General features: G+C 54.5%; 11 protein-coding genes and 1 other annotated feature. Of the genes, 6 read left to right on the top strand and 5 right to left on the bottom strand.

Annotation, left to right across the window (positions count from 1 at the left end):
* Positions 1-170: 170 nt before the first annotated feature.
* The 4 genes from ACYVRB_RS07025 to amaP are packed head-to-tail and all read right to left on the bottom strand — an operon-like array spanning position 171 to position 1,868.
* On the bottom strand, positions 171-695 hold the full coding sequence (locus tag ACYVRB_RS07025; RefSeq protein ID WP_461214412.1) for an Asp23/Gls24 family envelope stress response protein: 525 nt from the start codon (positions 693-695) through the stop codon (positions 171-173).
* 60 nt (positions 696-755) lie between these two features.
* The gene (locus tag ACYVRB_RS07020) at positions 756-1,151 is read right to left on the bottom strand and encodes an Asp23/Gls24 family envelope stress response protein (protein ID WP_461214411.1); all 396 of its coding nucleotides are present in this window, start codon (positions 1,149-1,151) and stop codon (positions 756-758) included.
* Positions 1,148-1,345, bottom strand: coding sequence for a hypothetical protein (locus tag ACYVRB_RS07015; RefSeq protein ID WP_461214410.1), 198 nt, complete (start codon positions 1,343-1,345; stop codon positions 1,148-1,150). Before ACYVRB_RS07015 ends, ACYVRB_RS07020 begins: the two co-directional genes overlap by 4 nt.
* Positions 1,346-1,361: 16 nt before the next feature.
* Positions 1,362-1,868: an alkaline shock response membrane anchor protein AmaP gene (gene amaP / locus ACYVRB_RS07010; protein ID WP_461214409.1), complete on the bottom strand. Its 507-nt coding sequence runs from the start codon at positions 1,866-1,868 to the stop codon at positions 1,362-1,364.
* Between the two features lie 233 nt (positions 1,869-2,101).
* On the opposite strand from amaP, the gene rplK reads away from it, so the two are divergent.
* The 6 genes from rplK (at position 2,102) to ACYVRB_RS06980 (ending at position 5,733) form a co-directional block, all read left to right on the top strand.
* A complete protein-coding gene (gene rplK / locus ACYVRB_RS07005) occupies positions 2,102-2,527 on the top strand; it encodes a 50S ribosomal protein L11 (RefSeq protein ID WP_056952019.1) in 426 nt (141 codons plus the stop codon).
* Positions 2,528-2,617: 90 nt separating this feature from the next.
* Positions 2,618-3,307 carry a 50S ribosomal protein L1 gene (rplA, locus tag ACYVRB_RS07000; RefSeq protein ID WP_461214408.1) on the top strand — a complete coding sequence of 230 codons (690 nt, stop codon included), beginning with the start codon at positions 2,618-2,620 and terminating at the stop codon, positions 3,305-3,307.
* Positions 3,308-3,536: 229 nt separating this feature from the next.
* Positions 3,537-3,968 (top strand): hypothetical protein, encoded by a 432-nt coding sequence (locus ACYVRB_RS06995; RefSeq protein WP_461214406.1) that lies wholly within the window; start codon positions 3,537-3,539, stop codon positions 3,966-3,968.
* A 30-nt stretch (positions 3,969-3,998) separates the two neighbouring features.
* Positions 3,999-4,118: a sequence feature (ribosomal protein L10 leader region), on the top strand.
* A 32-nt stretch (positions 4,119-4,150) separates the two neighbouring features.
* Positions 4,151-4,657: a 50S ribosomal protein L10 gene (gene rplJ, locus ACYVRB_RS06990; RefSeq protein WP_461214405.1), complete on the top strand. Its 507-nt coding sequence runs from the start codon at positions 4,151-4,153 to the stop codon at positions 4,655-4,657.
* Positions 4,658-4,704: 47 nt separating this feature from the next.
* Complete coding sequence (rplL, locus tag ACYVRB_RS06985) at positions 4,705-5,073, top strand: 50S ribosomal protein L7/L12 (protein WP_461214404.1); 369 nt, start codon at positions 4,705-4,707, stop codon at positions 5,071-5,073.
* 63 nt (positions 5,074-5,136) lie between these two features.
* Entirely contained in the window at positions 5,137-5,733 is a 597-nt protein-coding gene (locus tag ACYVRB_RS06980; protein WP_461214402.1) for a class I SAM-dependent methyltransferase, read from the top strand.
* Here ACYVRB_RS06980 and ACYVRB_RS06975 read toward each other — a convergent pair.
* A complete protein-coding gene (locus ACYVRB_RS06975; RefSeq protein WP_461214401.1) occupies positions 5,730-6,548 on the bottom strand; it encodes a helix-turn-helix domain-containing protein in 819 nt (272 codons plus the stop codon). The genes ACYVRB_RS06980 and ACYVRB_RS06975 overlap by 4 nt on opposite strands.
* Between the last annotated feature and the right edge of the window lie 51 nt (positions 6,549-6,599).

Below are 6,599 nucleotides of genomic sequence, written 5' to 3'. Positions count from 1 at the left end.
CTAGCTTTTGGTTTCGACGCTTAGAGCATAGCATGGGTAGCTTTGTAGGTGTCCTTTTAATTTGTCATTTTAAAAAGGGCCTACACTCTCGGCGTTGGATTTCTCCAACACCAGAAAGTGTAGACCCAAAAATGCTACCTCCCCAATCACCGGGAGGTAGCATTTTGACGTTAACGGGCAGGCTCGAGTTCTTTGTCGTCTTCATCCGTTTGGGTGGTGTTGGTTTCTAATGCGGCGATTTCGTCTTCGGTGAGCATGTCTTTGACCGTCATCTCGATTTTTTCGACGTTCAAGCCGGTCAGCTCGTGGACGCGCTTGGTGACTTCTTCAGTGACCTGATCGAAGATTTCCGGCGCCGGTTCACCGTAGTGCAGCGTCGCGTCTAAGTTCACGTTCACGCGCTTGTCGTCGTCGACGTCGACATCGACGCCTTTGGTCGGGTCGGGGGTCTTGCGGAGTTTGTCGGTGACGTTGGCGATCATGTTGCCTTCCAGCTGATAAAGCCCAGAGATGTCTTTGACTGTCAACGCGACGATCTTGGCGATGACGCTGTCATCGAAGTGCAGCTCGTGTTGTGGGGCGTCATGGGCTTGCGGGTCTTCTTGATGCGACATGTCGTGAGGGTTCGGGCCTTGGTGCATTTGGTCGTGAGCCGTTAAGGTTTCTGTCGGTTTTTTTTGATCGTTGTTGGTCATGAGGTCCTCCTTTGGCGTGGGCAGGCTGTGCCTGCAGGGTCAGAGATGAAGCGACGCGACTTATTTGGCTTTGCTTTGGTTTTTCCATTCTTTGCGGGTCAAGACGTCTTGGACATGCAGGTTCAAGGCGGTCAACTCCAGGCCGGTCATGTGCGTCACTGCCTGGTAGATACGATCGCAAAGGGCGTCGAACAAGGCTTGGGTGTCGGTGTTGTAGGCGACGATCGCGTTCATGTCGATGGTGACAACGTGTTCATCGACTTCTGCGCTGATGCCTTTGGTGATGCTGGCGTCTTTGCCGAGGGTTTCGGTGAGGCTGTCGATGACGTTGCCGTCCATTTCCAACAAGCCGTCGACGTCGCGCGCACAGATGCCGGCGATTTTCTCTAGGACGTGGTCGTCAAAAGTCAGGTGGCTGTTTGCTTTCATCGTTGTGATATCAGTCACAGGGATCATTCCTCCTTACTCCAAGGTCGTTTGCCGGCGCGCAGCCACGCCCACAGTGATTCGCGTTGCGGCCACAACCAGCGCTCGATCAAGTAACCTGCAAAGGCGGCCAGCGCGAGGATGAAGAGGCCAAAAATGCCCCATTGTAAGGCGGCTGCGGCGATCAAAAGCCCCGCGAAGATGCCTGTTTTGCCGTTGGTCATCGGTTTCTCCTTTCTATTAAGTTGGGCGTAGTGTCACCGCAACGTGCTTGGCCGGCACGCCCAGCACGTTGGTGAGTTGTTGCCGGGCGGTGGTTTCGATCGCCTTGGCTAATGCGACGAGGTCGGCGGGTTGGCGCGGGTCGGCAGTGATTTTGGCGCGGGCACCGTCGCGCTGATGCAAGGCGACCTGGACGTCAACGTCTTTGACGTTGTGCTCGGTTTTGACCGCGCGAGCGACGGCGTTTTCTACCGCTTGTTGGGAGACGCTGACACGGCCGCGGTCGCGTTCAACACTGAGTTTTGGTTGGCGCGTCCGCCGCAACAAGGCGACGAGCAACAAGATGAGGCTGGCGGCAAACACGATGCCGGCAAGCGTCAAGATCCCGACGCGGCTGACAGGCGCATAGCGCAACAGGCCAAGCCGGATCCAGGGGATCGGCCACCAGAATGCGGCAACAACAAGGGCTTCGATGATGCCGATCACGGCGACGATCGCGAGGATGATTTTGGTGATCAGGCGCATGTTATCACCTCCTTTCTCTAATTCCAGCGTATCATCTTGGGATTTGCCAACACAAGTTAGCCGCATGGCAGCCGGCACCTTTGCCACTTCAGCGAGAGGCGACGACGGGAATTAGGCTTGCAAAAGGCGGCTGGGCGTGCTAACCTATTCTGGTATGTTTTGACATACGCGTGGGAGGCCAAAATAAGCTTGGCCATCATCACCACATCACGGACTTAAGGAGGTTATGTTTCGTGGCTAAAAAAGTAGCAAACATCGTTAAACTCCAGATTCCTGCGGGGAAGGCAACTCCAGCTCCTCCGGTAGGTCCTGCTTTAGGGCAGGCCGGGATCAACATCATGGGCTTCACCAAGGATTTCAATGCACGGACTGCAGACCAGGCCGGTATGATTATCCCTGTTGTGATCACCGTGTACGAAGATCGTTCCTTCGACTTCGTTACCAAGACCCCTCCGGCTGCTATCTTGCTTAAGAAAGCCGCTGGCGTTGAACACGGTTCTGGCGAACCAAACACCAAGAAGGTTGCTAAAGTGACCAAGGATCAAGTTCGTCAAATCGCTGAAACGAAGATGCAAGACCTTAACGCAGCAGACGTAGAAGCTGCTATGCGCATGGTTGAAGGGACAGCTCGTTCCATGGGCTTCGAAGTCGAAGGCTAAGAGTCGTCCGGATCCCCGGCGAAAGCCGAGTGAATCAAGTGGAAGGGCATAGGCCCGCTGACCACATTTGCAAGGAGGAAAATTCCCAAAATGGCTAAAAAAGCAAAGAAGTATCTTGAAGCGACGAAGAAAGTTGACGCAACCAAGGCTTACACCCCTGAAGAAGCGGTAGCTCTGGTTAAGGAAATCGACTTCGCCAAGTTTGACGCAACTGTTGAAGTTGCTTACAACTTAAACATTGACGTAAAGCAAGCTGACCAACAGATCCGTGGGGCCGTTGTGCTTCCTAACGGGACTGGCCGTAGCCAAACCGTGATCGTCTTCGCTGAAGGCCCTCAGGCTAAGCAGGCTGAAGAAGCCGGCGCTGACTTTGTCGGCGGCGACGACTTGGTTCAAAAGATCCAAGACGGCTGGTTGGACTTTGACGTTGCTGTGGCAACGCCACCGATGATGGCTAAGGTTGGTCGTCTCGGCCGTGTCCTTGGTCCTAAGGGCTTGATGCCTAACCCAAAGACCGGTACCGTGACCATGGATGTCACCAAAGCGGTCAACGATATCAAGGCAGGTCAAGTGGCTTACCGTGCTGACAAGGCTGGTATCGTGCACGCACCGATCGGCAAGGTTTCCTTCGACGAAGGCAAGCTTGTTGAAAACTTCAAGGCCATGAACGACGTGATTACCAAGGCGCGTCCTGCATCGACCAAGGGGCAATATATCAAGAGCCTGACACTCACCTCGACCTTTGGCCCTGGTGTGCATGTCGACATCCAAGCCTTCTAATCTTTGATTAAGGCGAAGCCACCATCGAGAATTTTCTCGGTGGTGGCTTTTTTGTTGCTCGCAAGGGCGGTGGCGATGGCAATCAGCTTCGCTTTGCGAGTCAAGCGTTCGGGGTTCTTGGCCCCAGATTCATGGGTCCACGGGCGTTGATATGTCAGACCGTTTGCGTGGTCAAAAAATTAGGGTAAAATGGCGCCTGCTCATATACTTAAGGTGAGGAGGCGAGGCGATGAAGCGCGCATTATACTGGTTGGTGTTTCGCATCGAGGTGCCTGATCAACGAGCCGAATTTGCGGCTGATGAAGGGTTGGGGATCACCGCCATCATCGTGATGGTCGGGTTGTGGGTGTTGGTGGGCGCACGGTTAATCGCGGTTAAGCCAATGCAGGGCTGGGACTGGGCGTGGTTGGCTTTTTTGGTGCTGGTGTGGGAGAGCTACACGCTGAGGATCAAGCGCTTGGCACTCGATCAGGTCGCAACCCCTCAGCTGTCGAAGCAACGTCAATGGCTGCGGGCCTTGGCTGGTGGGTTGTGGTTTGCCGCGATCTCGGGGCCGCTTGTCCATGCCCTGACGCAAGATTGGCATGCGACGCAGATCATTGTCACGACGATAACCGTGCTGACGATCCTCGATGCGATCCCAACTGAAAAAAACAGTTGACGTCTTTGACCCCGAATGATACGATACTCCTTGTGTTAATTCACTCTGCCTAAGACTCAGGTGGCGCAAGCCTTAATTTCCTGCCGAGGTGGTATCGGGAACGTTAGATACCTCTATGTCTTGGTAGACATGGAGTTTTTTTATACTTAAAAACTTCAACCAAACTGTAGGAGGTGAATCAAATGAGTGAAGCAATTATCGCAAAAAAGGCCGAAGCTGTTGACAAGATCGTCAAGCAGTTCGAGGCCGCAACCAGCGCTGTTGTTGTGAACTACCGTGGCTTGACCGTTGACGAGGTGACCGCACTCCGTAAGGAACTGCGTGACGCCGGTGTCAAGATGGAAGTTCTCAAGAACACCTACCTGCGTCGTGCTGCAGACATCTCGGGCTATGAAGGCCTCGATGATATCTTCAAGGGCCCTACCGCTATCGCCTTCTCTGACGAAGACGCCGTAGCTGCTGCCCGCATCATGGCTAAGTACGCCGACCAGTTCGACGCACTTGAAATCAAGGGTGGCTTCATCGAAGGCAAGGTCGCAACACTTGATCAGATCTTAGAACTGGCCAAGTTGCCAGATCGCGACGGCATGCTTTCCATGCTGTTGTCTGTCCTTCAAGCCCCTGTTCGCAACGTGGCATACGCCGTCAAGGCCGTTGCCGAAAGCAAGGACGACGAACCAGCCGCATAATTCACGCAGCCTAGCTGCATAAAACCCAAAAATTGGAGGAAACAATCATGGCTTTAGATACACAAGCGATCATCGATCAGATCAAAGAAGCTTCTATCCTTGAACTGAACGAATTAGTTAAGGCAATTGAAGAAGAATTCGGTGTTACCGCAGCTGCTCCTGTTGCTGCTGCCGGTGCTGCTGGCGACGGTGCTGCCGCTGCTAAGGATTCCTTCACCGTTGAACTTTCCGAAGTTGGCCAAGAAAAAGTTAAGGTTATCAAGGAAGTTCGTACCATCACTGGCCTTGGCTTGAAAGATGCTAAGGGTCTTGTTGACAAGGCACCTTCCACGATCAAGGAAGACGTTAACGAAGACGAAGCTAACAAGCTCAAGGAACAACTTGAAGCCGTTGGCGCAACCGTTACCTTGAAGTAATTCTCGGTAAGGCAAAAAAGGCGGAACGCTTAGGCGTTCCGCCTTTTTTACGAGGAGAAAACAATGAATCAATACTTTACCAATGATCCAGACTTAGCCCATGACGAGCACAGTTTTGATTTCACCTTGGCGGGCAACAATCTGCACTTCACGTCAGACAACGGCGTGTTCTCCAAACACACCGTCGATTATGGCAGCCGCGTGCTGATCGCGACAGTTTTTGACGCGGCGCCTCAAGGGACACTGCTCGATGTTGGTTGTGGCTGGGGTCCGATTGGCCTGAGCCTTGCCAAAGCCGCTCCCAAGCTGCAAGTCACGATGTCTGATGTGAACGAACGGGCATTGGCCCTGGCGCGACGCAACGCTGAAGCTAACGGCGTCACCAATGCGACGGTGATAGAATCGTCGGTTTATGACAACATCGACGGCACCTTCGACACGATCGTCACCAACCCGCCGGTTCGTGCAGGCAAGCCGATCGTCAGTGGCATCTTGCGCGGGGCCTTCGAACACCTCAACGCCGGCGGCCAGTTGTACGCCGTTTTGCAGAAGAAGCAAGGCGCTCCGTCGGCGAAGAAGTTGATGGCGGAGACGTTTGGCAACGCCGAGATCGTCAAAAAAGACAAGGGCTATTATATTCTGCGTGCGCAGAAAGCCTAGTTGTCTTGAATAACCAGCGCACACAACACGAGGTCGTCCATCTGCCGCAAAGAAAACCCGGTGGCTTGTTGAAACTTGTCCAGCCGGTATTGCAAGGTGTTGCGGTGGATGTACAACGCTTTGGCGGTGGCGGTGAGGTTGCCCAGGTGCTCATAAAGGCTGGCGATCACAGGACGCATCTCCGGGTCTTGATTGATGGCGGCGCGCAACGCGGTCAATAGCGGTGAATGCGCCCGCGCAGAACGGGTGTAAAACCCCAGCGCCGCCGTCGCGAGATTGGCACAGCGCGTGTCGGCGGCCTTGGCGAGATGTTGTTCTTCTTGGAAAATGGCGGGCAACTGGGTGGACGCCGGCCAGAACTGGCCACAGTAGGCCTGCGTTTTGGTATCGAAGTCGTTGTCCAGCGTGTTCAACATGCTGAGGAGTTCCACATCCGTCAGGGGCGTGGCAGACTGGGGTTCAACAATGACCGCTTGGGTGGGCGCCAGCCAAAAGCCGGTCACCGGGGCGTCGAAAAGGCTGATCAGGGCTTCCAACCAGAGCTGAGGTTGCTCCGGTGCCGTGGTGGTGAGAAACTGGATCATCCTGACGTCACCTTGGGTGGGTATCGGGCCGTCGCCGGTTAAAAAGCGCGCCCAAGGATTGCGGCTGGTCGGCTGCGGCGCCAGCGCCATCAACAGCGCCTTTTCGCGAGGCGTCAGGTCGCCGGCGACGGCGATCTGTTGGCCGTCGACGACCAGGGTGAGCGCGCCTGCGGGAAAAGGCGGGGTGTGATACACTGTAAAATATTGTTCGAGCACAGTTAACAATGGCATGGTGCCCTCCTTTGAAATGAAACGCTTACGTTAAGTGTAGCACGTTTGGCA

The organism is Lacticaseibacillus boliensis, assembly GCF_054784775.1.
Note: the sequence above shows the minus strand (reverse complement) of the source record. Positions and strands in the feature narration are given on the sequence as shown.

Coding starts and splice junctions, on each gene's coding strand:
- ACYVRB_RS07025 (WP_461214412.1), bottom strand. CDS start 695: ATGACCAACAACGATCAAAAAAAACCGACAGAAACCTTAACGGCTCAC.
- ACYVRB_RS07020 (WP_461214411.1), bottom strand. CDS start 1,151: ATGATCCCTGTGACTGATATCACAACGATGAAAGCAAACAGCCACCTG.
- ACYVRB_RS07015 (WP_461214410.1), bottom strand. CDS start 1,345: ATGACCAACGGCAAAACAGGCATCTTCGCGGGGCTTTTGATCGCCGCA.
- amaP (WP_461214409.1), bottom strand. CDS start 1,868: ATGCGCCTGATCACCAAAATCATCCTCGCGATCGTCGCCGTGATCGGC.
- rplA (WP_461214408.1), top strand. CDS start 2,618: ATGGCTAAAAAAGCAAAGAAGTATCTTGAAGCGACGAAGAAAGTTGAC.
- ACYVRB_RS06995 (WP_461214406.1), top strand. CDS start 3,537: ATGAAGCGCGCATTATACTGGTTGGTGTTTCGCATCGAGGTGCCTGAT.
- rplJ (WP_461214405.1), top strand. CDS start 4,151: ATGAGTGAAGCAATTATCGCAAAAAAGGCCGAAGCTGTTGACAAGATC.
- rplL (WP_461214404.1), top strand. CDS start 4,705: ATGGCTTTAGATACACAAGCGATCATCGATCAGATCAAAGAAGCTTCT.
- ACYVRB_RS06980 (WP_461214402.1), top strand. CDS start 5,137: ATGAATCAATACTTTACCAATGATCCAGACTTAGCCCATGACGAGCAC.
- ACYVRB_RS06975 (WP_461214401.1), bottom strand. CDS start 6,548: ATGCCATTGTTAACTGTGCTCGAACAATATTTTACAGTGTATCACACC.